This is a genomic window from Priestia sp. Y58, from assembly GCF_029522095.1.
Taxonomy (GTDB): Bacteria; Bacillota; Bacilli; order Bacillales; family Bacillaceae_H; genus Priestia; species Priestia megaterium_E.
Window position 1 is genome coordinate 178,573 of the sequence record NZ_JAKWFL010000001.1, and the last position, 23,746, is coordinate 202,318.

General features: G+C 38.5%; 23 protein-coding genes and 1 riboswitch. Of the genes, 7 read left to right on the top strand and 16 right to left on the bottom strand.

Going from position 1 to position 23,746, the window contains the following annotated elements:
- The first annotated feature begins 25 nt into the window (after positions 1–25).
- Positions 26–745, top strand: coding sequence for a poly-gamma-glutamate hydrolase family protein (locus MMB68_RS01025; RefSeq protein WP_277447267.1), 720 nt, complete (start codon positions 26–28; stop codon positions 743–745).
- A 145-nt stretch (positions 746–890) separates the two neighbouring features.
- Here MMB68_RS01025 and pdxR read toward each other — a convergent pair whose 3' ends face one another.
- Positions 891–2,294, bottom strand: a complete 1,404-nt coding sequence (gene pdxR / locus MMB68_RS01030; protein ID WP_277447266.1) for a MocR-like pyridoxine biosynthesis transcription factor PdxR — start codon at positions 2,292–2,294, stop codon at positions 891–893.
- A 112-nt stretch (positions 2,295–2,406) separates the two neighbouring features.
- Between pdxR and MMB68_RS01035 the strand changes: the two genes are divergently transcribed.
- Positions 2,407–2,805, top strand: a complete 399-nt coding sequence (locus tag MMB68_RS01035; protein WP_277447265.1) for a GNAT family N-acetyltransferase — start codon at positions 2,407–2,409, stop codon at positions 2,803–2,805.
- A gap of 233 nt (positions 2,806–3,038) precedes the next feature.
- A complete protein-coding gene (locus MMB68_RS01040) occupies positions 3,039–5,132 on the top strand; it encodes a TerD family protein (RefSeq protein WP_277447264.1) in 2,094 nt (697 codons plus the stop codon).
- A gap of 66 nt (positions 5,133–5,198) precedes the next feature.
- Here the strand turns inward: MMB68_RS01040 and alaP are convergent, their stop codons facing one another.
- The 3 genes from alaP to MMB68_RS01055 form a co-directional block, all read right to left on the bottom strand.
- Positions 5,199–6,602, bottom strand: coding sequence for an alanine permease AlaP (alaP, locus tag MMB68_RS01045; RefSeq protein WP_221783563.1), 1,404 nt, complete (start codon positions 6,600–6,602; stop codon positions 5,199–5,201).
- A 315-nt stretch (positions 6,603–6,917) separates the two neighbouring features.
- Complete coding sequence (locus tag MMB68_RS01050; protein WP_221783561.1) at positions 6,918–7,076, bottom strand: DUF1540 domain-containing protein; 159 nt, start codon at positions 7,074–7,076, stop codon at positions 6,918–6,920.
- Positions 7,077–7,176: 100 nt separating this feature from the next.
- The gene (locus MMB68_RS01055) at positions 7,177–7,515 is read right to left on the bottom strand and encodes a hypothetical protein (protein ID WP_277548020.1); all 339 of its coding nucleotides are present in this window, start codon (positions 7,513–7,515) and stop codon (positions 7,177–7,179) included.
- A 69-nt stretch (positions 7,516–7,584) separates the two neighbouring features.
- A riboswitch (SAM riboswitch) is annotated at positions 7,585–7,686 on the bottom strand.
- A 121-nt stretch (positions 7,687–7,807) separates the two neighbouring features.
- Between MMB68_RS01055 and MMB68_RS01060 the strand changes: the two genes are divergently transcribed.
- Positions 7,808–8,104, top strand: a complete 297-nt coding sequence (locus MMB68_RS01060) for a hypothetical protein (RefSeq protein ID WP_221783558.1) — start codon at positions 7,808–7,810, stop codon at positions 8,102–8,104.
- A 12-nt stretch (positions 8,105–8,116) separates the two neighbouring features.
- Here the strand turns inward: MMB68_RS01060 and MMB68_RS01065 are convergent, their stop codons facing one another.
- The 6 genes from MMB68_RS01065 to MMB68_RS01090 all read right to left on the bottom strand — a co-directional run bounded on the left by MMB68_RS01065 (position 8,117) and on the right by MMB68_RS01090 (position 13,823).
- Positions 8,117–8,563 (bottom strand): GNAT family N-acetyltransferase, encoded by a 447-nt coding sequence (locus tag MMB68_RS01065; RefSeq protein WP_221783556.1) that lies wholly within the window; start codon positions 8,561–8,563, stop codon positions 8,117–8,119.
- Between the two features lie 80 nt (positions 8,564–8,643).
- A complete protein-coding gene (locus MMB68_RS01070; RefSeq protein ID WP_221783554.1) occupies positions 8,644–9,084 on the bottom strand; it encodes a hypothetical protein in 441 nt (146 codons plus the stop codon).
- A gap of 107 nt (positions 9,085–9,191) precedes the next feature.
- Positions 9,192–10,181: a glycosyltransferase family 2 protein gene (locus MMB68_RS01075; protein ID WP_264408503.1), complete on the bottom strand. Its 990-nt coding sequence runs from the start codon at positions 10,179–10,181 to the stop codon at positions 9,192–9,194.
- A gap of 12 nt (positions 10,182–10,193) precedes the next feature.
- A complete protein-coding gene (locus MMB68_RS01080) occupies positions 10,194–11,879 on the bottom strand; it encodes a DUF6044 family protein (RefSeq protein ID WP_277548021.1) in 1,686 nt (561 codons plus the stop codon).
- A gap of 37 nt (positions 11,880–11,916) precedes the next feature.
- On the bottom strand, positions 11,917–12,339 hold the full coding sequence (locus tag MMB68_RS01085; protein ID WP_277548022.1) for a GtrA family protein: 423 nt from the start codon (positions 12,337–12,339) through the stop codon (positions 11,917–11,919).
- Positions 12,340–12,497: 158 nt separating this feature from the next.
- On the bottom strand, positions 12,498–13,823 hold the full coding sequence (locus MMB68_RS01090; RefSeq protein WP_221783546.1) for a metallophosphoesterase: 1,326 nt from the start codon (positions 13,821–13,823) through the stop codon (positions 12,498–12,500).
- Positions 13,824–14,044: 221 nt separating this feature from the next.
- Between MMB68_RS01090 and MMB68_RS01095 the strand changes: the two genes are divergently transcribed.
- Positions 14,045–15,430, top strand: coding sequence for a protoporphyrinogen oxidase (locus tag MMB68_RS01095; RefSeq protein ID WP_221783545.1), 1,386 nt, complete (start codon positions 14,045–14,047; stop codon positions 15,428–15,430).
- 475 nt (positions 15,431–15,905) lie between these two features.
- Here MMB68_RS01095 and MMB68_RS01100 read toward each other — a convergent pair whose 3' ends face one another.
- The 4 genes from MMB68_RS01100 to MMB68_RS01115 form a co-directional block, all read right to left on the bottom strand.
- Positions 15,906–16,757 (bottom strand): VOC family protein, encoded by an 852-nt coding sequence (locus tag MMB68_RS01100; protein ID WP_221783543.1) that lies wholly within the window; start codon positions 16,755–16,757, stop codon positions 15,906–15,908.
- Positions 16,758–16,960: 203 nt separating this feature from the next.
- Complete coding sequence (locus MMB68_RS01105; protein WP_221783541.1) at positions 16,961–17,899, bottom strand: MBL fold metallo-hydrolase; 939 nt, start codon at positions 17,897–17,899, stop codon at positions 16,961–16,963.
- A gap of 24 nt (positions 17,900–17,923) precedes the next feature.
- Complete coding sequence (locus MMB68_RS01110) at positions 17,924–18,850, bottom strand: DMT family transporter (RefSeq protein ID WP_221783539.1); 927 nt, start codon at positions 18,848–18,850, stop codon at positions 17,924–17,926.
- Positions 18,847–19,329, bottom strand: a complete 483-nt coding sequence (locus tag MMB68_RS01115) for a GNAT family N-acetyltransferase (RefSeq protein WP_221783537.1) — start codon at positions 19,327–19,329, stop codon at positions 18,847–18,849. Before MMB68_RS01115 ends, MMB68_RS01110 begins: the two co-directional genes overlap by 4 nt.
- Positions 19,330–19,550: 221 nt before the next feature.
- Here MMB68_RS01115 and MMB68_RS01120 point away from each other — a divergent pair, with 221 nt between their 5' ends.
- Both MMB68_RS01120 and MMB68_RS01125 read left to right on the top strand, forming a co-directional pair.
- On the top strand, positions 19,551–20,171 hold the full coding sequence (locus MMB68_RS01120; protein WP_013058667.1) for a LysE family translocator: 621 nt from the start codon (positions 19,551–19,553) through the stop codon (positions 20,169–20,171).
- A 277-nt stretch (positions 20,172–20,448) separates the two neighbouring features.
- Positions 20,449–21,882, top strand: a complete 1,434-nt coding sequence (locus tag MMB68_RS01125; protein WP_221783535.1) for an alanine/glycine:cation symporter family protein — start codon at positions 20,449–20,451, stop codon at positions 21,880–21,882.
- A 61-nt stretch (positions 21,883–21,943) separates the two neighbouring features.
- On the opposite strand, the gene MMB68_RS01130 is transcribed toward MMB68_RS01125, so the two are convergent.
- Both MMB68_RS01130 and MMB68_RS01135 read right to left on the bottom strand, forming a co-directional pair.
- A complete protein-coding gene (locus tag MMB68_RS01130) occupies positions 21,944–22,396 on the bottom strand; it encodes a CBO0543 family protein (protein ID WP_277548026.1) in 453 nt (150 codons plus the stop codon).
- A 157-nt stretch (positions 22,397–22,553) separates the two neighbouring features.
- Positions 22,554–23,519, bottom strand: a complete 966-nt coding sequence (locus MMB68_RS01135) for a bile acid:sodium symporter family protein (protein ID WP_221783831.1) — start codon at positions 23,517–23,519, stop codon at positions 22,554–22,556.
- Between the last annotated feature and the right edge of the window lie 227 nt (positions 23,520–23,746).

Consider the following 23,746-nt stretch of genomic DNA (forward strand, 5'->3'; position numbering starts at 1 on the left):
ATAGAATAAATAGAGGTGATTATTAATGAACCGTTTATTCAAATGGAGTACGAGCACTTTGCTATGTTTGATGTACTGCTTTTTAATTCCCCTTCCTTCTTATGCAAGCGGTGACTATTATTCCTCTTATGCAGAACTGCAGCAGCACGAGATTCTCCATCAAGACTACGATATTCGCTACGAACAGCGCTCTAGCTACCTATCCATTATGGCCATTCACGGCGGAGGAATTGAACCGGGTACATCAGAAGTCGCCAAAGAACTCGCCGATCGCTTTTCCGCTTCTTATTATTTATTCGAAGGCATCAAGTCCAATAACAACGGAGTTCTGCACATAACCTCAGAAAACTTTGACGAACCGATTGCTAGAGGAATGGCTCAGCAAAGTATGTCCGTCATGACGATTCACGGCTATAGCGGGAGTCAGCCTATCGTATATGTAGGCGGAAAAAATCAGCTTTATAAAGAGCTGGTAAAGCAAGCGCTGCGCAAACACGGCTTTACAGTCCGTGACGCTCCTTCTGACATTGCCGGAACAAGCGAACAAAATATTGTGAATGATAATTTGCTAAAAGCCGGAGTACAGCTTGAACTGACGGCCGAACTAAGAAAATCATTTTTCGCAAACTATGACTGGTCGAGAAACAACCGCATGAATGTAACGCCGCTTTTCCATACATTTATCACTTCCTTACAAGAAGCATCTTCTTCCTATCAAACTTTCCTTTACTTTCAAGTTCACTAACTTATCAACTCTTGCCTGTTCCTTGATTTCCAGACAAAAAACCGGCGCAGTCTGTGTAATCAAACGCGCTGGTTCTTATCTATTTCTCTCGCTGAAATAGACCGTTTAAAGTCTTTTTGTTTAAAGAACTCTTTAATTTCACTTCTTATTGGACGAACCAAGCTTTAAACAGCGAATCTATGCCCGTTTTTATTTCTTCATCAGACAGTCCTGCAAATCCAAGCAATACATAAGGCGTGTTGTTGTCATCGGCACTATGATAATAAATAGACGCTGGATAAATCGTTACCCCTTGCTTGGCAGCTGCTTCAATTAGTTTTTGTTCACTCATTCCGTTTTTTACCTTAAGAAGAATATGCAATCCAGAATGTTCTCCAATAACATCTACACGTTCTCCCATAATAGCAGTCAAGCAATCTAGCAGCAGCGCTTGTTTCTTGCGGTATGCTGTTCTCATTTTATTCAAGTGACGTTCCCAGTGCCCTTCTTTCATAAACAGAAAAAGCGTATGCTGATGAAGCCTTGAAACAGGCTGTTTAAAAAGTCCACAGTGCTTTACATAGCTTGGAAGAAGCCGGTGTGGCAGCACGGCATAGCTTATTCGAAGAGAAGGCATCAAAGACTTTGAAAACGTTCCCGTATAAATAACGCGATCGTCTTGATCTAATCCTTGAAGTGCGGGAATCGGTTTTCCTTTATAGCGAAATTCCCCGTCATAGTCATCTTCTATAATATAGCCATTCGTTTCTTCCGCCCACTCTAGTAGTTCAAGTCTTCTTGCTATCGGCATGACCATACCAATGGGAAATTGATGAGACGGCGTAATGTATACCGCATCCGCTCCGCTTTCTTTCAGTTCCTTGACTTTCAAGCCAGAATCATCAAGAGAAACAGGGAGCACTGACATACCTTGCCTTTGAAAAACGTTCCTCGTTCGGTGAAAACCTGGATTTTCGAATCCAATTATTTTTTCTTTCCCCAATGTAACAGAAAGCAGCCACATAAGATACTGCGTACCTGCACCTATCACAATTTGCTCCGCTGTGCAGCGCACTCCTCTTGAGTGGTAAAGGTAGGCTGCAATTTCTTGGCGAAGAAGCAGTTCGCCCTGCGGATGTCCGCTGTAAAAAAGCTGGCTTTCATCATGATAAATAGTTTGCACCGTTAGCTTTTTCCACGTATTATACGGAAATTTTTCCACATCTATCTTTCCGTGGCTAAAATCAATAGCAGTCGATTTCCGTTCTTCTTGCGGTAAAGAGACATAGGTGGGAGACAGTTCTTGAAGCACGACTTCATTTTTTATCTCTTTTACAAATGCTCCTTTCCTGGCTAGTATCTCAATATAGCCCTCTGCTTCTAACTGTATATAAGCTGCTTCAACCGTATTTTGGCTAATGCTTAAATGAAGAGCTAGCTTTCGTTTAGAAGGCAGTTTTTCATAAGGTGGAATGGTACCTTTTTGAATTTGTTTCTTTATGTAAGTATAAAGCTGCATGTATATGGGATCTGCTTTTCTTTTATTGAGCAAGGGCATTAACTCTAACATGGTATTCTTTCCTTTCTAACTGATACTATTAAATTCGCTGTTTCTGACACTTACTCTCAGTTCAGGTTCTTCATATACTGGACTATATCTTATAAATCAAGGAGATGACGCAATGACTATCACGTATAAAACCAACGTTTCAATCCGTGCGGAACAAGTCGCTAAAGTGTTTGTACATTCAGGTATTAAACGTCCTGCACAAGATCTTGATCGGATTCAAAGAATGCTTGATCACGCTTCTCTTACTGTTACCGCTTGGAGCGACAGCGAACTCATTGGCATAGCCAGAGCGTTAACAGATTTTAGCTACTGCTGCTATTTATCGGATTTAGCTGTCGTAAAAGATTATCAAAATCAAGGAATCGGCACACAGCTCCTCAAACACGTTCAATCAGAAATCGGTGAAGAAACCGCGCTGATATTACTTTCCGCTCCTTCTGCTATGAACTACTATCCAAAAGTCGGTTTTCATCAAATTGATAATGGGTTTAAGATTGAAAGAATTCGATAGGTAAAAAAGATAAAAAAGTCCCTTTCTTACTAAACTATTATTATTTTACATCTTTTCAATATGATGGTACAATATTCAAAGATTAAGGCTATGATACTTCTTCCTTCTCATCCAACTCTTAGAATTTAGAGGTATCCCTTTCCTTAATCCATTAACTTAACTATACATATATTCAAAGTCAGGAAGCACAGCGCCTGGCTTTTTCTGTGCAAATCATACATGGTGGTGTTTGAATGAAAAACGATATTTTTTTAAGAAGACAGTCTAAAGTAATTGTAAAACAAGGATCAGATATATTAGCCCCAGCTTATGTAGCTTCCATGTTAAAAAACATTGAGGCATTAGGATTTACAGCTTCAGCTTCTTTAATTGATCGGTTACTCACTCTTTCGTTCTACGAATTTATGTCTTTTTATGAGCAGCTTCTCTTATCTTTAAAAAGACTTTTTGGCGCTCATGTCAAATATAAACCGATGTATCCTAACTTTCCAAACGAAGTCATGCAAGCTTCCGAAGCAGAACTATACATAAATGCCGTGGTTCACTATCTGACTGGGGTTTTACCAAACAGTGAAAAACAAGATGTTTTTCCACTGTTAGATACTACAGATTTACGGATTATTGACCTCGGAACGGATGAAGAATTCGGCCTTATGATGCGCCAATTAATTTGCGCCAATACCTCATTATCGCAAATGGATCGATCAGACATTGAATGGTCTCTTGTCAATTTACATGTATTAGACCTACTTCCAGCAGTCATTCCTCAAAAAGAAAATGCTGCATTTGTTAGCTCTGTTTTAATTAAAACAAAAAAATTACCTATTGATGTCTTGTCTTCTTATTTAAAAACAGCAACAGATGTTTTACGTTTGGCAACCGCTTTATCTGATGGCGATATTAGCCTTTCATCACCCACTTTATTTAAGAAGTTTAGTCGTTTTGAACGCCGAAGCTTGTTGCAGCTGCTAGAAAGAACTTCAAACGTAGAAGAAGATATGTTTCGTTATAAAGTAAAGTGGATTCGTTTAGGTGAAATTTTACATCCTGGAGAATACAAACATCGATTTCCTAACGCTGCTAAAGGATTCGATGCTGTTCGAAACCATAAAAAACCATTGACCTTCTATAGTAAAGTAGAGAAAGCACTCGAGCAAAAAGACGTCTCAAAAGCAGTTTCACTTTTAGAAAAACGTCCAGGTGACTTTGCTAGACGAATTGACCATTTACTGCGCTTATCTACTGGGGAACAAGAAGCAGCTTCTATTATTACAGCATTTGCAACGGTCACTCATCATGTCTCTACGCCAGTACTGCTTCAGCTTTATTCTCATATGAAGCATCGACATCATAGACAAGATATGCGCGTAGTGTTTCCAAAAGGGAATGTGTCCAAAGTAATGGCGCTTGATAATCCCTTACCTTCTCTTCGTAAAAATTTTTGTGATGATGTAATAAATGCATGCAAAGATGCTTTACATGAACGTTTTGCTAAGTTGCCACCTCTTGGAAATGTATGGATTGATGAACGTTTGCGTGAACAAACTATACCATTTTCACAGCGTTCAAGCAGCAAAACGTTAAAAACGATTAGTAGGGGCAGTAAATTAACAATTCCTGAAGGCGATACACTTCGTTTTTTCATTTGGTGGAAAGAAGGCTTTGTAAATGGTGAACACACCGGTAATGTAGATATTGATTTATCTGCCGGAATTTACGATGAAAACTGGCAGTATAAAGAGCATATTTCTTATACAAACTTATCTTCAAAAAGCTTCAAAGCTTTTCACAGCGGAGATATTACATCTGCTCCTAACGGGGCATGTGAATTTATTGACTTGCATATCCCTACGATTCTAAAAAAAGGCGGCCGTTATATATTGATGAGCGTTTATTCATTTTCTATCCACCCTTTTGTTATGCTTCCCGAATGTTTTGGAGGATGGATGGTGAGACAGCACGTAGAGTCCGGCGAGATATTCGAACCTTCTACCGTACAAAATAAAGTAGATCTTGCTAGTGATTCCACGATTTCCATCCCCTTAATTTTTGATTTACAAGAGCGAAAATTAATTTGGACGGATATTTCGCTACATCATCATGTTGAATTTGAAAATAATCTCGAACAAAACAATGGATCTGTCTCTCTTATGGGAAAAGCCATGACAAAGCTGTTGAAGCCAACGCTTTATGACCTTTTTTCATTTCACGCACAAGCTAGAGGAACACTTATCCACGATAAACAAAAAGCTGACACTATTTATTCTCTTGATGAAGGTGTTACCCCTTATGATATTGAAACAATTATTGAAACCTACCTAAACTAATTAATTTACAGGAAATTAAGAATAAATAAACGAAAAGACCTCTTTCCAAGAAAGAGGTCTTTTCGTTTATTTCACTAGCTTTTGCTCAGTCCCAGCTGAACTCTGACTTCGTTTGTGGAATCCTTTTGCATAGTACGCGATAATAAGACCGATAAACCATAATGGTCCGATGACAACTGCAATTCTTGTATCTGGATTATATGCCATAAGAACAACAACAAGCGCTAGGAACGCAAGTGACACATAAGATGTTAACGGAAATAAAGGCATTTTATATTTCAGCTTTGCCTCTTCACCTGTTTTTAACGTTTTGCGATACTTAATTTGAGAAAGCAAAATAATTCCCCATGTCCAAATCGCACCGAATGTTGCAATGCTTGTTACCCACGTAAATACTTTGGCAGGCACAATGTAGTTTAACGCTACTCCCACTAATAAAGCACCCGCTGATGCTAAAACTGCTTTTCCCGGCACGCCGCCTTTTGTAAGCTGGCCGTATCCTTTTGGCGCTTCTCCGTGCTCTGCTAAGTTAAACAGCATACGGCCTGTACTAAAAATACCGCTGTTACAAGAAGAAAGAGCTGCTGTTAACACGACAAAGTTAATAATGCCAGCAGCCGCTGGAATGCCGATTTTTTCAAATGTTAATACAAACGGACTTCCCTGTGAACCAATTTCTTGCCAAGGATAAATCGACATAATAACAAATAATGCACCGACGTAGAAAATAAGAATACGCCAAAAGACAGAATCAATCGCTCTTGCTAAAGATTTTTCCGGATTTTTCACTTCTCCTGCGGTAACGCCGATCATTTCAATTCCTAAATACGCAAACATAACCATTTGCAGCGACAGCAAAATACCTTTGAATCCGTTCGGGAACAGTCCGCCGTTGTCCCACAAGTTTTTGATACCAGTCGCAACGCCGCCGTTGCCTATTCCAAACACAATCATTAATAATCCAACGGCAATCATTAACACAATCGCTAAAATTTTAATAAGTGCAAACCAAAATTCCAGTTCACCATATGCCTTAACAGCTAAGAAGTTAACCGTTGTCATGATGACAAGCGCGGATAACGCCCAAATCCAGTTTGGTACATCCGGATACCAATACCCCATATAAATACCAACGGCTGTAATTTCAGCCATACATGTTACAACCCATAAAAACCAGTAGTTCCAACCTGTTAAATAACCAGCAAGCGGCCCTAAATAGTCGCGTGCGTACTTGCTGAATGAACCTGCAACAGGTTTTTGAATAGCCATTTCTCCAAGTGCTCTCATAATAAAAAACATAATCATTCCGCTAAATCCGTACGCCAATAATATTCCTGGTCCTGCTAATTTAATAGCAGATGCAGATCCAAGAAACAGCCCTACCCCTATGGCTGCTCCTAAGGACATCAGCGTCACATGTCTTTCTTCTAACCCGCGTTTCAATTCTTTCCCCTGAGTTTTCCCCTGCATAAACGTCTCCCCTTTTTCCAATCTGTCAAAACGAGATGAATACAGCCTTTTGTTAGCGCTTTCATATAAGTTTGTGCTAAAAGTCAGCTAGGCTATATATTTGTATTCTATCACCTTTCTCTCACTTTTCTTTTGTCGAAAAACGAAAAAATTATCTTATCATTTTGTTTAAACGCACAATTAGATGCAGACACTGCTTTTTTACTATGTATTTATTATTGCACCTAAGTAATAGTATTTTTTAAAAATAGAAAAACGCCGACTCAACTCCGTCAGCGCATCGTTCATTTTATGCTTTTTTATAAAAACTAGCATTTATCTCGCGGGTTCAAAAGTTTTACATCCAGGTTCTTCCATTTCAGAAACATGGTGACTACTTTCAGGACTCACAACGTAAATGGACTCTGCACTGCATTTATTTCCGGACTTCCAATACATACACTCATTCACTTCACATAATACACCTTGTGCCACTGTTATCCCTCCTTTGCTTTTCTTATCTATTCACTACCCGAAATATAACGATTCTAACATTTTCACGCAAAAAAACCGCTTGTTTATCAAGCGGATCTTTTTATTGCGTGTGTTCAACATACTGTTTTTTAGCTAAATATAACTCACGGCTCAGCGTGATCCGCCGTTCTCTTAATTTCCTTAATTTAGCCTGAAATTGTTCGTTAGTTGGCTCTTCTTGAATCAAGCGATACGTAAAAGAAATATCTTCATTTAACTGTTTAAAATCTTCCCATATCTCTTGAACGAGGGCGCATTGTTTTTCTTCAAATGAACGACTTTGCTGCGTTTTTAGCGCGGCTAAGATTTCCTGCTGCCACGTTTCGTCTTTTATTTCTTTTGCTAATAAGTATATATCTAAATAATCGTCAATGCATAAAGCCGTTTGTTTATTATTCAATGTCATCACCTTTTCTATACGAAATGTTTCTTCCTAAGAAGAGGGTTTCATCATAGAAAAAGATTCCTCTTCTTATCTGTCAGAGCTAGGCTATGCTGGAATTAGCACCATTCAATAATTGTGGTTGCTGAGGCTTCAAAGGGCCAGTCCCTCCACCTCTCTAGATAAGAATATTTCGCTTTTAAATTATTTCTGACTATTCTAATATGTTTTATAGGTTACGTCAATAGCTTTTCAATAAAAAGAAAAAAGAAGTAAAATATGGTATGATTTTATAAAGGATGGTGAGCACATGAAACGATATATGTTATCTGCTTTTTTGGGAAGCTTGCTGCTGCTTCTTAGCATTGCCTTTTCATCTACTTTCCACGTTGCAATTGTCAAAACAACCGGAAGCATTGGAGGGATTATTTTAGCAGCGGCGGCTCTGATTATGAACGTGCTTGAAGATCCCCCCTCCTCAGACAATACAGGTGGCGGAGCCGTTGAAGTACTAGATAAAGGCGCTGTTTGGGCTACTTATTTACTTTTACTTTCATTACCGAACCTCATCGCATGTATAACATCTTATGTTTTATGGACTCGCTGACATTCACCAACGTTACGGACGTTTTACCATCTGTAAGGTCATTGATATTTGTTTATCTACAAATCCAAGGTCACGATACACATGCTGTGCAAAATTCCCAGCATGAACGCTGAGTCTGATTTCAGGATATCCTTTGATAGACAATTCATTGATTGCTTTTTGCATTAACGGCTTGGCTAGACCTTGCCCGCGGTATTCCGGTACAACATATAATTCATAGATAAAGCCAATTTCTTCTTTTGAAAAGAAGTCGGCAGACGGGCCGATAAGAACCCAGCCTGCGAGTTTATTTTCTTGTCTCGAAACTAAATAATAACAGCCTTTTTTAAGGGCACTACCAACTAGTTCATTTACGCGTTCAGCTGACGGATGAAACTGCTTCATTGTTCCTTCAAACAGCGCATCAGCAGATTTTGTCCGAATTTCCTGTATTTCTTCTTCAGTAGCTTTTGCAATCATTACGATCTCTCCTTTCGTGTTCGTTTTCCACATGCGAGGATAAATTCCTGCAAAAAAAGTCTTCGCCTAAGCGAAGACTTTTATTTAAATTCAAAATGTTCTTGATGATTGCCTTGTTCGTCCGTCCAGTTAATCATAATGTCTAAACCTGCCGCTTTTCCAGGAACAGCAAAATTCGCATAGCGAAAACGCTGACCGCTTTTGCTTAAGTTAGACCTTTCAATGGGAGAAAACAAGCTGTATTTTGCCTTGTTTTTTCCTTCATGCCGAAAAGCTTGGACCTGTACGCGCTCTACATCTTTTCCAATGTTTTCAACGGTTAATCCATATGTATGATAGACGTTATTTTTCCACTTTAACTGATTATCTCCGGTCATGCTCGCTTTTGTCAGCTCAACGGCCCATTGTTCAGATGATTTCTTCATTGGAAGCTTTTCAATGGAAAGAGCACTGACGTGAATAGTTGCACAAGCAAGCCAAACAAAACAAAAAGTGCTGACTGTATAAAATAGTCTTTTCATAGATTTTAATCTCCTTAGAAATTTTAGTAGTAGCATCTCCCGTTACGCTAAAAATTATGATAAACGCTTTAACAAAAAAAGCCTCTCCATTTAGGAGAAGCTTCTTATTAATGCATAAGCAAATCTTTTTGTTTGTCTAATGAGTGTTTTGTATATAAATCTCTTTCAACCGCATATTTGGGACGCTGTTTCACTTCGTTAAAAATTTTGCCGATATATTCTCCGACAAGACCCATTCCCATTAGCTGCAAGCCGCCTACAAGCCAAATCGATAAAATAAGAGACGTCCAGCCAATTTGCGTATGATCTAAATATTTTTGAATCAGCGCATAAATACCAAACGCAATACTAAAGAGAAAAGAAGCTCCTCCAAGCAGCGTTAATAAGCGTATTGGCGCTACGCTAAAAGATGTAATCCCGTCGAATGCAAAAGCGAGCATTTTCTTTAGCGGATATTTTGATTCGCCCGCTGTCCGTTCTTTGCGGTCATATGTGACTTCCGTGGAGCGAAATCCTACTAATGGTACAAGACCTCGCAAAAAGACGTTTCCTTCTTTATATTTCATAAGTTCACCAAGAGCACGTTTGCTCATGAGACGAAAATCAGCGTGATTTTGAACGAGCTGAATTCCTAGCTTATTCATAAAACGGTAAAACCCTACTGCCGTGGTTCGTTTAAAAAATGTATCGGTTTCTCTGCTGTCTCGAACACCATATACGACTTCATACCCGAGCCAATATTTCTCTACAAAAGTACGAATGACGCTGATATCATCTTGCAAATCTGCGTCAATCGAAATGACACAGTCAGATTGCTTATGGGCTGCTTCTAGTCCTGCGAGCAAAGCATTTTGATGTCCTACATTTCGCGCTAGCTTCAACCCTTTTACAAATAAATTACTGCAGCTTTCTTTTTCAATAAGCGACCACGTGCTGTCTTTGCTTCCATCGTCTACAAATAAAATGGTACTTTCACTTGATACAAGACGTTCATTTATCAGTTCTTTTACTACAGTAGTTAATTGAAAAGATGTCTCTGTGAATACTTCTTCTTCGTTGTAACATGGAACAACAATCGTTAAAATAGGTCTGTTCATGTTATTGCCCCCTTACTTTGCTTCATATACATACACTTTCCAAGCAGACTGTTTATCGTTAAATGCTTTTAAAAAGTGCAAACCATCACTTTCAGCATTTTCGATTGGAACGGCTGAAAAGATATAGCGACCGCCCATTTTCTTAAATTGGCTGATATTAAGCTGCAAATGACGGATTTTTTTCGTTGAGTCTTTTCGGTAATCATATTTTTTCCCTAGCTCGCTAACAAACACATAGCAGCGGTTCCCCCAGTGATCATAGTAGCTTTCTAACTTTTTATTTTTATCAAGCTCTTTGGCAATGATTTTGCGAAACTCACGTTTATATGTTAACGGATAGAAGTTATTATACGTATCTAGCGTATAAAAGCCGTTATACTGAGCAATAGATGGATGAAGCCCTATGCTTGCTACGCGATAAGATGATTTAGGTTTTCCAATATACCTGCTGATTTCATCAAATTGATGAACAGCATAAAATTCTTTGACTGACGGCTCATGATTGTAGCGATAGTAAAGTTCAGGATTCGCTATAAACAACACAAGCAGCTGTAAAATCAAACACACCCACACAAACTTTTTCCACGCCTTGCCCCTTTTCCACAAAACATAGCTGCCAACGGCAAACATCATATAAATAATGAGCGGGCGTAAAAAATGAAATCTAGCAAAGTTAAACGTATTTAAAAGCTGAAACTTTTCTTTTAGCGGCTCCCATCCTTTATAAAACCAAAACGCATACCAAATCGACAGTAGTAGATTAAGAATAAATAACTGCAAAAACGTTTTTTCAAGCTTTCCCTTCTGATTCCGAGCAACAATCCAAAGTACAATAAAAGAAAGCGGTAAAATGACAAAGGTATGAAGCGTCATTACATGTGTATGCCCAAGCGTATAGTTCTTAAAAGCAAGGCGAATGGAATGTGCAAAGCCTAGAGTAGAGCTTAAAAATTCATTTCGACTCGTCGGGGCCTCAGGAAATAAAAGCGAATCAACAAGCCGGTATTCAATGAGCAGAAAGACAGCGGTCATCGCTGCAATACTGCTTAAAAAAGGAATGTTCCACGCTCGTTTTTTAACTGCATCTCTTAGCCACAGCATTCCCATCGCCGTTAAAAAGAAGAAAAATCCGAGCACAAAGCTCGCGTAAAACGGAAGCAGTAAAAGTGTAAGCCATTCCTTCCATGTTCCTTCGCGGTTTCGAATGGTTAAAAACGCCCACAGCGCCAGCGGCTGTCCTAGTGTACTCAGCATGCCCGAAGGCCAAAATGGGGTAAGTGCAAAAGCAAGCGATACAAGCACTCGAATCGCATAAGCATCCTCGCTTTTAATAAAATGCTTTTTTAATAATAAATACATTCCAATTAAAGCAAATACGCGCGTAATCGTTTGGCTGAGGCTGTACGCAAGCATGGTGGGAAACAAACCATACAGCCACTGAATACCGCTAAATTCTGTTCCAAACGTATTCCTCGGCAATCCGTTAATAATTTGAGGTAATACGGCATGACTGGAGCCAAACAGCTCTCCGCTTCGATGCAGAACTTTATACCACGTAATATTTGAGTCTAAATTATCATGCACGCGTATATGCGAATCTTCCCCGAGCAAAAACATAGGGGATACATACGCAAGCAGCAAAAGGAAAGCGATAATAAGCAATGTTTTTTCTTTATTCATAGCTGTTTCTTTCTTCATCTGTTAACACCTATTTCCATTTCATAATTGCTAAAAGCTAATCGTGTACGACGACCGCTTCTTTTTTTGCATTAAATACAAAGTATTTTTGACCCGTATAATTTAAAAGCGTATACAGACCTGTTCCAATTAATATACCGACGTCTTTTTTGAACGGACGCACAGCAGCAGGAAGTTGATGCAATAACCAGCTGGAGAACTGCAGTCCAATATAGTAAGACAATCCGTAGCAAATGCCAATAACCAAAATAAACCGCAGTATGCTTTTGGATAAATGAACTCCGCTTTTAAACGTAAATATTCGATTTAACACGTAGCTGACGACTGCTCCCGCTGCGTTTCCGATAAACGTTGCTGCCCAGTATTGATGAAACATATGAAGCAGTACATACATAATGGAAAGACCTACTGCTGTATTGACCAGCCCTACTATTAAAAAACGTACAAAAGATCCTTTCATATAAACTCCTTTTGATTTTGATACTTCCATAAAAATTACATATTATGACTTTAAATACAGTTTCAGTGTAGCAACTCCACTTAAAAATCTAATGAAAATAACATTAAAAACAGATGAAAAAAAGCTAAAAGAATCCATAAAAATCAGGATTCTTTTAGCTATTTAGTAGAGCCTTCAATGATTAATTTTTGGTCGCTTTGATTGTCAAACGCATCCACTGCCGCTACTTCTATTTGATACGCAGTATGAGGCTGCAAACCGGATAATGGAAGACTTAGAACATCTGGAACAGGATCGCTGTAATATTGAGAAAATGCATTATATGTTTTGACCACTTCTCCAGTTTCTTTATTTTTGACGGTAATGCGATAAGAGTGAACCATCAGATTATCCACAGCCTGCGTAAACTGAATATAAAGCTGATTTGCTGAAGCTTTTTCTTGTATAACAGAAATAGTAGAGCTTGGAAGAAAAATCGGTTTTACTAAATCTCGTTCATTCGTGTAGTGAAACTTTTTTGCATCTGCAGGTATGTCAATTTCCCACGCTTCTCCCGTCCACTTATTTGCGTGAAAATCCCGCCTTTTAACGACTACTTTTCGATTATAAACCTCTACGAGAAGACCTTGACTCACATCTCGGTAGCCAGGAGGAAGTTCACCTTGTAAATATCCCGCACCAGGCCATATATACCGAACAGAAGACGTTGCAAGAGATGTAAAATCTCTCTGAAAAATAGTACGAGGATCGTCCAACGGATGGTGGGTATGGCCAGAAAATGTAATGACTTGCGGATAAGGTTTTAACGTATTGTAAAGAAGCTGTTCATTCACTTCTATCCCCCATCTGTTTTTCCCGTACAGTGTATTGTTAATAGGCTGATGAATAAAGACAAAAATCGGTCTTTTAGGATCATCTCGCTTTGCTATTTTCAGCTGTTCAGCAAGCCAGTTAATTTGTTTGATTGAATAATCACCGGTGGTCAGACGGCTTTCTGTTCCAAGCATGATAAAATGATATCCTTTTATCACTTGGTGAAAATAAAGAGCTTTCATTTTAGTTTTAGATAAAAAACGCTGCTGCGCTTGCTGATTAGTTACGCTGTCCCGGTATTCATGATTACCAATCGTAAAAAGAGATACGGCCTGCGGCTGTTTATTTTGATTATAAATAGAAAAAAAGCGGTCGTATTCTTTTAACGCGCCGGTATCAGCCAAATCTCCTACCACTACAAAGGCATCTTGTTTCGGTGCCTGTTCATTTAATTGCGTTAATGCATGTTGAAAAGTACGCAAATCAAGCGTTCCTGCTTCCTTAATATGAACATCACTGATCACAGGAAAAACTAGCTTTGGTTCGATGTATCCGCTTCGTCCGCTCTTCTCTTCAGCTCGTACGTTTAAGGTAATACCGCATATAAGAACACTTATTAATACTAAAGCGAGCCAGTCTTTTTTCAGCGTTTCCATAAAACCGCCGAGCATGATGCTTCCTCCTTTCTTCACTGCTGCGTCTCAGTCATTTTCTCTACGTGTATGAGCTTTTATTTTATGTAATTTCAAAATATCTAATCGTATAGTTTCAATATTTCTTTTCGTGTTTGCACACACTATGTTCACAATCAATTCATTACACTTTTCCTAGTCATAGTGGTATGATTTTCGTATATTACAGACTAATTGTTGAAAATGTAGGAGTGAATATTTTGAAAACGGTCGCTGTTATTGGAGGAGGAATTACGGGCTTAACCACTCTGTACTATTTGCAGAAACTAAAACGAGAACGTAATCTCCCGCTTAAATTATTATTACTAGAGAAACATGCCTATTTAGGAGGGAAAATCAATACGCGTGAAGCTGGGGAATTTATTATGGAAACAGGGGCAGATTCTATCGTAGCTCGAAAAGAAAACGTGATGCCCCTGCTAGAAGAGCTGTACTTAACAAACGATTTAGTCTATAACGAAACGGGCAAATCGTTTATTTACTCTGCTAATGAGCTGCTTCCAATTCCTGAAGATACCATGTTCGGTATTCCAACAAGCGTGGAATCTCTTTTTAAAAGCGAGCTGATTTCTTCAAAAGCTAAAATTACAGCTTTAAAAGACTTAATTACTAAAAATACAACGTTTACGAAAGACAGCTCAATTGGACTCTTTTTAAAACATTTTTTAGGAGAAGAGCTAGTAGAAAAGCAAATTGCACCTATTTTATCCGGCGTCTACTCTGGCGATTTAGACAAACTTACGATTTCTTCGACTCTCCCGTATCTGCTCGACTACAAAAACACGTACGGCAGCATCATCAAAGGAATGGGAGCCAATGAAAAAAAATTTAAAACGGCAGGAAATAAAAAATTCATTTCGTTTAAACAAGGTTTATCAACGATTATTCACCGCTTAGAAGAAGAGCTTTCTGATGTAACGATTTTAAAAGATACGCCAACCACCAGCATAAAACGGAACGGTGAACGTTACCAAATCAGTACGCCGGGGCAAGCCCTTTCAGCGGATTACGTGGTGTTAGCTACACCGCATACGGCTGCTCAGCACCTGTTGAACGATCCCGAATTAAACGAAGACTTTGAGCAGTTAAAAGATTCTTCTCTGATTAGCGTGTACATCGGCTATGACGTTCCAGACGAATACCTTCCCGCTGAAGGCACCGGGTTTATTGCCTCTCAATCAAGCAACTTAATCGCCAATGCCTGCACGTGGACGAGCAAAAAATGGGCTCACACCTCTAAGCGAGGGAATTTGTTAGTTCGCTTATTTTATAAAAGCACGAGTCACCACTTTGACAGCCTACGGACGATGTCAAAAGCAGAGCTGCTAGCAGTGGCACAAAAGGACATTGAAAACAGCTTAGGAATTAAAGAGCAGCCCATTGAAAGCGACGTAACCAATTGGGATAAATTGATGCCTACCTATCACCTTAAACACGGTGAACTTGTACGCAGCTTGACCCAAAAATTGCATGACAAGCACCCCGCTATTACATTAGCCGGCTGTTCTTACTATGGAGTAGGCATTGCAGCGTGTATAACAAACGGCAAACAAACGGCTGAAGCTATCTCTCAACAGTTGACTTAACAAAGGTTTGAAAACAATAAAAGGCCTGAAAATAAATATATTTATTTTCAGGCCTTTTATTACCTTTTCGTTAGCATATAAAGCTACTTTCCTTACTATTAACAACTCTTTTATCGCTTTTCTTTTTGCAAAGCAGCAGTAGCAAACAATACAAGATAGCGCTCGTCTGAAGTTAATCTAAGCCAATGTTTCACTTTATATCTCACAGGTTTCCGCTCCCTTCCTTCAAGGTTTTATATGAAAAGACTTTATATAAAGATTCAATAACGATAAGAAATGATGCTTGATATGTATTTTATTCCCACGCCCGCTTATTTACAAACTTTTTTAAACGTAAGACTCTTCGTTTATTTCCCTGAAAATAACACCCTTTTCGCCATTATCATCTTACCATTTGAGAAAAAAGTGTACATTTCTTTCCTATTTTGACGAACATTGCGATAAATAAAAGCTGCCAATTGCGGCAGCTTTTATTTTAAAGGACTAATCTAATTATATTGCCTGATGGATCTTTTGTGATGAAATCTTGGTTTTCTTTGGACACAGCTGCTCCGATTTCACGAAGCTTATTTATTACCTGTTCCCTTGCTTCTTCAGCTGGAAAAACAAGTGTAAATGACTCTAAACCAACGCTGCTTTCAAGAGGACTAGGCGCTCCAATTCCATTCCAAACGTTTAGTCCGATGTGATGATGATAGCGCCCAGTTGAAATAAACAGTGCTTGATTATGGTAATTGCTCACAACCTCAAAACCTAATCCATTTCGATAAAAGTTTTCCGTTTGCCCTAATTCAGAAACGTGAAGATGAATATGTCCCATTAAGGTAGATGAAGGTAATCCTGTCCACGGTTTACCGTTTCCTTCAGCTAATATCGCTTCTGCATCTAAAGGTTTTGTAGCCATTACTACTTCACTGTCATTCCATTCCCATTTACTCGACGGACGATCTCGATAAATCTCTATGCCGTTTCCATCTGGATCTGCCAAGTACAGCGCTTCGCTCACTAGATGATCAGACGCCCCTTGAAGCGGATAACCGCTATTTAACAAATGCTGCAGAATACTTCCCAAATCAGAACGAGTCGGCAACAATAGAGCGAAATGATATAAGCCTGTTGTACGAGGCTGTTTTGCTGTAACGTTTTCCGGCTGTTCAATCGATAACAGCGCCGTGCGTCCATCAGCTGTTAACAAGGCTTTATTCTCTGTTCTACCTAAAAGTTGAAACCCGATTATTTGCTGGTAAAAAGCAAGTGAACGCTCTACATTTTCTACTTTTAAATTTACTTTCCCAACAAATACATGAGGGGCACGGTGAAAGTTCATGATTATTTCTCCTTTTGAATATATCATTTTTTAATTAACTTACTTTATGTAACTTATTATATTTTTATAACTTAATTTCGTCAAGTTATTTATTTTACTATCATAACTTAAAGCTTATATCACTGCACAACCAATTGAATAAGCCCGCCTGCTCATAACATAGTATGAACAAGGCGGGCTTATTTATCATTATGCATAAACTATCAAAACAGTTCTCTGCTTTTGCGTTTGGCGTTTCCATTAACAAAATACTGTATTCTCTCTTTTTGCTCATTTGTTGGCTTCTTATACGTTTCACATTCAAACTGAAAACATGCTTTTTCTAAATCCACTTCATTTCCTACAATTTCTCCAATCGCACTCAATTGGTTTAAATCTCGCCAAAGTTCCTCAGAAGTTTCAGGGTCAAAATGAGATGAGAGATAATAATACGCATCATATTTTTTAAGTTCTCTTTGAATCCGCTCAAAGTCTTCTTTATCATAGCTCCAGTCACCGCTATAAAGATCTGGGCATAGACAATCACCTAAAAACAGGACTTTTTCTTGGGGTATGTAGACAACGGACGAGTCCTGCGCGTGTACTCCTCCAATATGCTGAATGCAACAAGTTATTCCACCTAGGTTAACTTCCATATGATGATGAAACGTTACGTCCGGCTCCTGTAAAATTAGCGTCTCTCGACTCGGCATTTCTTTCTTTATCATGTCCCGGCAAAATTCAATTTCTTCACCTTCCCGAACACGTTTATCCAAGGCATCATCATCCCAGCGCAGTGTCTTTAAATAAGCCAGCTTTTTCTTCGTTAGATGATGGCTGATTGTATACTTGTTCATGGCATGAATGCCAAATGTATGATCCCAGTGCCAATGCGTAATAGCTACTCCTTTGATTGGAGGGACGCCCATTTTTTCAACTTCTTCTAAAAATAATGATGCATGCGCAGGAGAATTCCCGGCATCTACGATGAAACTATACTTCTCCCCGCATATAAGCCCGAGCACCGGCCGATCCGTTTCTTCAGAATGAGGAAAGTAATAAACATGGTCCGTTAGTTTTTTCAGCATATTTACACCCGCTTTATGTAGTTTAATAAAAGCCTCTTTACCAAATGGTAAATAATGATAAATAAACTGTATCATACTCGGTGCTGCTTGCCTATCCGATTAGCTGATATTGGACTTTTCTTGAAGAGACATGACTTTTTCCGGCTCTGCTGCTTTGTACTTTAAGAAGATCATCACACTAATCATCACAATCATTCCTCCCACTAGCTGAGAAACAGTTGTCATTTCTCCAAGCAAGAAATAAGCGAGAATGATGGCACCAATTGGCTCCCCCAAAATAGCCATTGAAATCGTTGTAGCACCTACGTACTTTAACAGCCAGTTAAATAAGGCATGACCAAAAATATTAGGAATAAGTGCTAAAAGTAAAAAGATCCACCAGTCTTTTGAGTCATACTGAGTGAGCGATACATGTGTCCAAACATTGTAGAAAAATAGCACCAGTCCACCGATTAAAAAAACGGCGAAGCTATAGATGACAGGAGGCATTTTCCGGCACAGATCTTGCCCTGCCAGCATATGAACAGAAACGGCCACTGTACCTAAAACAGAAAGTAAGTCTCCGTAAAGAGCCGTTTTAGATACTCCGATATCTCCCGATGCGATAATTACCGAGCCGCTAACAGCAATTAGAATGCTGATGATTCCCACTTTGCTTGTTTTTTCTTTAAATAAAAAATAAGCTCCTATCACTACGAAAACCGGCTCAAGCGCAGTCAAAATCATAGCGCTAGCAACTGTTGTATGTGAAAAAGACTCCATCCAAAACAGAAAGTGAAGCCCTAAAAACACGCCTGATACAGCTAGCATTAGCCATTCTTTTACCGTGCTGTGTTTAAAAAGAATTTTCATTTTCCTCCATGGTAAAAACGGTAAAAATAAAAGGACCGTAAACAGCAGTCTATACATTCCTAAAATAGAAGCAGGTGCGTCCGACCATTTAATTAAAATAGAAGAAAAAGAAACGGCTAATACACCGATTAAAAGAAAGACAGAAGGCGGTAAAGGAAGAGTTGATTTATTCATGCCATTACTCCTTTTAGAATCTCTTTTTTCATATTTACTACAGGAATATCCACTCCGTCTCTATGTACGATTTCTTTTTCCTCTATGTAAAAGCCGATTGATTCATACAAAGCTATATTACGAGAAACGCTCATTCTCACCTTGCATGATAAACTTTCCTTACCACACTCTTTGGCGTACGTTTCTAACCATTGAATAAGCCGTTTAGCTAGTCCTTTTCCTTGAAAAGCAGGAATAACAGACAGACGGTAAAAATATAAGCTCGTTTCTTCTAGCGTAAAACGCGCCATCGCTACTGGCTTATTTTCGACGTATAAAATGACAGCTTCTTTTTCGTACTTTAACGATTGCATAATAGATTCTATTGTTTCATCAAGAGCACTGGATGGTGGGACAGAATCGCGATAGACGGAGAAGGCTTGCTGCATAAGATCGTGAACTGTAACAGCGTCCTCCGGCTGTGCTAAACAGTACTTCATAAATTTTTACCCTCTTTCTATAAAAATTAATTATATCGAATTATTATACAACACCACCTATTTTTCTCCTACACCTTTTATTGATTTTTATTAAGGAGAATAACCTCTTTTTACGCTTTTACACCTTCTTAACTTTACTCCATTAATCTATTAATTCATTAGCACACACTCTTGAGAACTTTTTGTCGAAATGGTTAAAATTCTGTTGGGAGGGAATCATCATGACATTTTCTTGGCTTATACCTTACATAGCCGTGTCACTTATCATTGTCTTAATACCAGGACAAGACATGATTTTCGTAATGACACAAAGTATTGCTTCAGGCGTCAAAGCAGGCATCAAAACCGTATTAGGATCTATTACGGGAACATTTGTACATACTCTTTTAGCCGCAGTGGGGCTATCTATTATCTTTCAAAAATCAATTATTGCCTTTACGATTCTAAAGGTTGTAGGCGTTCTGTACCTGCTGTTTTTAGCATACCAATCGTTTCGCGAGAAAAGCGGTCCGTTGGAACTAACAGAAAACGTTCAGCAGCACCATCACTTTAGAAAAGGATTTGTTAGCAACTTAACCAATCCAAAAGTAGCTATTTTCTTCATTACGTTCTTACCGCAGTTTGTTAATTCGTCTCTTGGACATGTAAGTTTGCAGATGATTTTGTTTGGTATCATCTTTATCGCCGAAACGCTCATCATCTTTTCACTTATTGCGCTATTTGCTTCAGGCCTTGGGAAAAAAGTCAAAAAAAGCCGTATCTTTCAGCACACATTAAAATATGTAAAAGGAACGGTTTTTGGCGTACTTGGCCTAAAACTTTTATTTTCTAGCAACAATTAAGTAAAACAAAATGAAAATTCTTTCATCCCTGCTGTTATCGCCTTTTCAAACCCACTTCATTTGTCATATCACCCTATTTTTCCATGTGAGGTTAGTTGACAAAAGACCAAAATTATTATTTTATATATATATAAGGTTCTGATTTAGCAACAAGATTTGACAAGGATAATGAAGAAAAACAGCGGGGAAATAGGGAGATCTATCTAAATAGAGGGAAAATTCTATAAATTCACGTTTTTTATTATTATTCTACTATAATTTATGAAGAGGTGAAACTATGCAAGAAGTAGTTCAAGGTTTTGTTAGTTCAATCAACGAATTTCTTTGGTCCTACTTACTGATTGCGATGCTGATTGCATTTGGTTTGTTTTTTACATTCAGGTCAAAGTTTTTACAAATTCGGTTATTAAGAGAAATGATTCGTGTATTAAAAGAAGGTGCGGATAGTTCTTCTAAAGACGGAATTTCGCCATTCCAAGCGTTTTGCATCAGTATGGCAGCCCGCGTTGGTACGGGGAACATTACAGGTATTGCGATTGCGATCGCTTTAGGGGGACCTGGTGCTGTATTTTGGATGTGGGTGCTTGCCGTTATCGGTTCAGCTTCAGCATTTATCGAAAGTACATTAGCACAAATATACAAAGTAAAAGACAAAGACGGCGGCTTCCGAGGCGGACCGGCTTACTATATGGAAAAAGGTTTAAAAAAGCGCTGGATGGGCGGACTGTTTGCTGTCTTAATCACTTTATCATTCGGCTTAATTTTTAATGCTGTACAATCGAACACGATTACCCTTGCGTTTGAAAATGCGTTCGGAACAAATCGTTTAGTGTTAGGAATTATTATGACAGTGGCTTTCGCTGCCATTATTTTTGGCGGAGTTAAGCGTATTGCAAAAATGTCAGAATATATTGTGGTAGTACTGGCTGTTGCCTACATTGGCGTAGCACTCTTTATTATTATTATGAACATTCAAGAGATGCCTTCTCTTATTGCGTTAATCGTAAAAAATGCATTTGGTTTCGAGCAAATTGCCGGTGGTTCTCTTGGAGCAGCTCTTATGCAAGGAATTAAACGCGGATTATTCTCAAACGAAGCTGGTATGGGTAGTGCTCCAAATGCAGCAGCCGCTGCAACAACAAGCCACCCGGTAAAACAAGGATTAATTCAAGCATTTGGTGTATTAACAGATACTCTTATCATTTGTAGTAGTACTGCCTTTATCATTTTACTTTCAGGTGCTTACACAAATAAAAATTTAAGCGGTATTGAATTAACACAAGCTGCTTTAAGCACTCATATTGGTTCTTGGGCAGCAGGCGCTCTTGCGATTATGATTTTCCTATTTGCGTTTAGTACATTAATTGGTAACTACTACTACGGAGAAACAAATATTGAGTTCTTGAACACAAATAAAGCTTGGCTGATGACTTATCGTATTGCTGTGCTTGCAATGATCGTGTTCGGTTCTATTTCTCAAATTCAGCTTGTATGGGACTTAGCAGACCTGTTTATGGGCTTTATGGTAGTAGTCAACTTAATCGCCATTCTCTTGCTCTCGAAAGTAGCCTTTGCCGCACTCAAAGATTATCTTGCCCAAAAGAAAGCTGGAAAAGACCCTGTCTTCTATCAAGACAGCATTTCTGGACTTGATAATATTGATGCATGGGATCATTCAAAAGATAAATCTAGCTCGAAAGAAGCGATCTAATAAAAAAAGCCGTGAATATTCACGGCTTTTTTTATTGTGCAAATTTACTTCTTTTTTTCTTCTAGTGAAGCAGTCTAAGGCTAACCAAATACCTATAGTATAAATAAATTACGCTGTACGGAATCCAGTAGGAAAAAAATGTCCAGCCGAGATTCCATCCGTTTCCGTATATAACTCTTTCTATATACATATACGTTCCTTCTAAAAATGTTGTAAACAGCGCAATAAGAAAAATAAAAAAATGAGGCTTTCCGATTCGCTGGATTAAAAAAATCATATAGCTGGCCAATACAGGATAAACACCTAAATTAAAAGGCAGCGCTTCTAATGCTTCATTTTCTAAAGAAGTCCGGAGTTTCCAAAAGCCATAATAGCTCCCTAATTCATTGATAACGATTGCTAAAATGCAAAAAGCAGTTCCTACTAAAGGCAGTAAACGACGATTTTTAGGATGTAAATAGAGGGTGCCGAAAACCCAAGGTAAAACAAACGCCAGCGCTATATTGATAAGCAAGAATATCCGACCTTTTTCTTTCTAGTATGCCACACCGTACCTATTTCTAATCATCTCGTTACCTTGAACACAGCAAGCGTACAAGCCCCTTATCTCTCCTTATTAAAACAGAGTGCTTACTTTATGATTACTATGGTTCGTCCCTTACTTTTTCCATTTATTTCAATGAAGCAAATTCAGCGTCTTTTTTCTCGTAATAGTTTTGAACTAAACGCCCTGATAAAGCAGCTAATACCTGCTGAAATAACATCCCTAATACGACCGGTACAGCAACGGGAGCTGGAAAATAAGATACGGCTAACACGGCTCCGGCGCTAATATTTCTCATGCCTCCGCAAAACGTAAGCGTCACAACTTTTGCTCGGTCCCATCTTAGCCATTTGCCAATCATCCAGCTGAAGAAATAACCAGCTGAACTCATTAAAAAGACGATCACGATAATAAACAGCAGTTTTTTATCAATATGTTTTAAATAAGGTGCAATCACTCCCCCGTTTACCATAACCATCACACTTAACCCTATTTTCGAAACAGGTGCCAGCTTTGGTCCTAAGGTCTGCTTAATTGTTCCTTTTGTATATTGATTTAAGCACATGCCTAACAAAGATGGAAGGACAATCATAAAACATAAATCTTTGACTAACTTTAGCGCTTCCAAATGCACGGTGTCTCCAACCACCAATAAAAGCGTATAAGGAACGATAAGCGGTGCTAAAAGAGTATCAATTAAAATAATGGATAGTGCAAGAGGAATGCTTCCTTTGTAAATCGAGACCCATATAAAACTAGTCACTCCTGTTGGAATAATTGCTGCTAGCAAAAGACCCGTGCTTGTAAATACATCATGTGGAAAAATCACTTGGCCAACGCTCCAAGCCCACGCTGGCATAAAAATATGTAAAACAAACAGGGCCATAATGATTGGAAATGGACGATGTATCGTGGCATTTAACTGGTGAAAGTTTGAATTCAAACTTCCGGCAAACGTCATTAATGCAAAAAGCCATGGAATTAAGAAGGTATACTGACTTAATGACGAACCGATAAGAACTCCTATGAGCAAGCTGACAGGCGTAATAAACGGCATCAATTTTTCTAGCATTCTATTTAATTGACTTAACAAAGCTTCTCCCTCCAACGCACGTTTTAAATAAATAATAAGATAAATTAACGTTTATAATATCACCTATTTATTATACAACTTATTTTCAGACTATTGTCTGTCTCTTTTACTAAAAAGAGATATATTCATAATTATCACTTAAATAGATTTACAGGTATTTTTGTGCTATTTTAATAGGGAAGAAGCTTTTAAAAAGCATGAATTTAGGGTAAAGAACACTCTACATA

Bases quoted from the DNA above. Each gene is read 5' to 3' on its own strand.
- MMB68_RS01025 (WP_277447267.1), top strand. From the start codon at position 26: ATGAACCGTTTATTCAAATGGAGTACGAGCACTTTGCTATGTTTGATG.
- pdxR (WP_277447266.1), bottom strand. From the start codon at position 2,294: ATGTTAGAGTTAATGCCCTTGCTCAATAAAAGAAAAGCAGATCCCATA.
- MMB68_RS01035 (WP_277447265.1), top strand. From the start codon at position 2,407: ATGACTATCACGTATAAAACCAACGTTTCAATCCGTGCGGAACAAGTC.
- MMB68_RS01040 (WP_277447264.1), top strand. From the start codon at position 3,039: ATGAAAAACGATATTTTTTTAAGAAGACAGTCTAAAGTAATTGTAAAA.
- alaP (WP_221783563.1), bottom strand. From the start codon at position 6,602: ATGCAGGGGAAAACTCAGGGGAAAGAATTGAAACGCGGGTTAGAAGAA.
- MMB68_RS01060 (WP_221783558.1), top strand. From the start codon at position 7,808: ATGAAACGATATATGTTATCTGCTTTTTTGGGAAGCTTGCTGCTGCTT.
- MMB68_RS01065 (WP_221783556.1), bottom strand. From the start codon at position 8,563: ATGATTGCAAAAGCTACTGAAGAAGAAATACAGGAAATTCGGACAAAA.
- MMB68_RS01070 (WP_221783554.1), bottom strand. From the start codon at position 9,084: ATGAAAAGACTATTTTATACAGTCAGCACTTTTTGTTTTGTTTGGCTT.
- MMB68_RS01075 (WP_264408503.1), bottom strand. From the start codon at position 10,181: ATGAACAGACCTATTTTAACGATTGTTGTTCCATGTTACAACGAAGAA.
- MMB68_RS01080 (WP_277548021.1), bottom strand. From the start codon at position 11,879: ATGAAGAAAGAAACAGCTATGAATAAAGAAAAAACATTGCTTATTATC.
- MMB68_RS01085 (WP_277548022.1), bottom strand. From the start codon at position 12,339: ATGAAAGGATCTTTTGTACGTTTTTTAATAGTAGGGCTGGTCAATACA.
- MMB68_RS01090 (WP_221783546.1), bottom strand. From the start codon at position 13,823: ATGCTCGGCGGTTTTATGGAAACGCTGAAAAAAGACTGGCTCGCTTTA.
- MMB68_RS01100 (WP_221783543.1), bottom strand. From the start codon at position 16,757: ATGAACTTTCACCGTGCCCCTCATGTATTTGTTGGGAAAGTAAATTTA.
- MMB68_RS01105 (WP_221783541.1), bottom strand. From the start codon at position 17,899: ATGATACAGTTTATTTATCATTATTTACCATTTGGTAAAGAGGCTTTT.
- MMB68_RS01110 (WP_221783539.1), bottom strand. From the start codon at position 18,850: ATGAATAAATCAACTCTTCCTTTACCGCCTTCTGTCTTTCTTTTAATC.
- MMB68_RS01115 (WP_221783537.1), bottom strand. From the start codon at position 19,329: ATGAAGTACTGTTTAGCACAGCCGGAGGACGCTGTTACAGTTCACGAT.
- MMB68_RS01120 (WP_013058667.1), top strand. From the start codon at position 19,551: ATGACATTTTCTTGGCTTATACCTTACATAGCCGTGTCACTTATCATT.
- MMB68_RS01125 (WP_221783535.1), top strand. From the start codon at position 20,449: ATGCAAGAAGTAGTTCAAGGTTTTGTTAGTTCAATCAACGAATTTCTT.